Annotated in this window: 1 rRNA gene; it reads right to left on the bottom strand. The window is 54.6% G+C overall.

Going from position 1 to position 1,406, the window contains the following annotated elements:
- Positions 1 to 5: 5 nt before the first annotated feature.
- Positions 6 to 1,406 (bottom strand): 23S ribosomal RNA (locus tag IQ209_RS17840); the annotation flags it as partial.

The raw sequence follows: 1,406 nt of genomic DNA, 5'->3' as shown, positions 1-1,406 counted from the left end.
GTTGTCAGGTTAAGCCGCACGGCTCATTAGTACCGGTTAGCTCAACGTCTCGCAACGCTTACACACCCGGCCTATCTACGTCCTCGTCTCGGACGGTCCTTCAGTCCCCTCAAAGGAGTAAGGGAAGACTCATCTTAAGGCAAGTTTCCCGCTTAGATGCTTTCAGCGGTTATCTCTTCCGCACTTAGCTACCGGGCAGTGCCATTGGCATGACAACCCGAACACCAGTGGTGCGTCCACTCCGGTCCTCTCGTACTAGGAGCAGCCCCTTGCAATCTTCCAACGCCCACGGCAGATAGGGACCGAACTGTCTCACGACGTTCTAAACCCAGCTCGCGTACCACTTTAAATGGCGAACAGCCATACCCTTGGGACCTACTTCAGCCCCAGGATGTGATGAGCCGACATCGAGGTGCCAAACACCGCCGTCGATATGAACTCTTGGGCGGTATCAGCCTGTTATCCCCGGAGTACCTTTTATCCGTTGAGCGATGGCCCTTCCATTCAGAACCACCGGATCACTATGACCTGCTTTCGCACCTGCTCGAGCCGTCACTCTCGCAGTCAAGCTGGCTTATGCCATTGCACTAACCTCCTGATGTCCGACCAGGATTAGCCAACCTTCGTGCTCCTCCGTTACGCTTTGGGAGGAGACCGCCCCAGTCAAACTACCCACCAGACACTGTCCGCAACCCGGATAACGGGTCCGCGTTAGAACATCAAACATTCAAGGGTGGTATTTCAAGGATGGCTCCGTGCAGACTGGCGTCCACACTTCACAGCCTCCCACCTATCCTACACATCAAGGCTCCATGTTCAGTGTCAAGCTATAGTAAAGGTTCACGGGGTCTTTCCGTCTTGCCGCGGGTACACTGCATCTTCACAGCGAGTTCAATTTCACTGAGTCTCGGGTGGAGACAGCCTGGCCATCATTACGCCATTCGTGCAGGTCGGAACTTACCCGACAAGGAATTTCGCTACCTTAGGACCGTTATAGTTACGGCCGCCGTTTACTGGGGCTTCGATCAAGAGCTTCTCGCCGAAGCGATAACCCCATCAATTAACCTTCCAGCACCGGGCAGGCGTCACACCGTATACGTCCACTTTCGTGTTTGCACAGTGCTGTGTTTTTATTAAACAGTTGCAGCCAGCTGGTATCTGCGACTGGCCTCGGCTCCCTCCGCAAGGGAGTTCACCTAACGCCAGCGTGCCTTCTCCCGAAGTTACGGCACCATTTTGCCTAGTTCCTTCACCCGAGTTCTCTCAAGCGCCTGAGTATTCTCTACCTGACCACCTGTGTCGGTTTGGGGTACGATGAACACCAATCTGAAGCTTAGGGGCTTTTCCTGGAAGCGGGGCATCAGCAACTTCCGCACCGTAGTGCCGCGTCATCGTGCCTCAGTGTT

Origin of the sequence: Xenorhabdus sp. BG5, from assembly GCF_015163665.1 — a bacterium.
Classification (GTDB): domain Bacteria; phylum Pseudomonadota; class Gammaproteobacteria; order Enterobacterales; family Enterobacteriaceae; genus Xenorhabdus.
The sequence above is the reverse complement of the archived record's forward strand: the minus strand, read 5'-3'. Positions and strand labels throughout refer to the sequence as shown.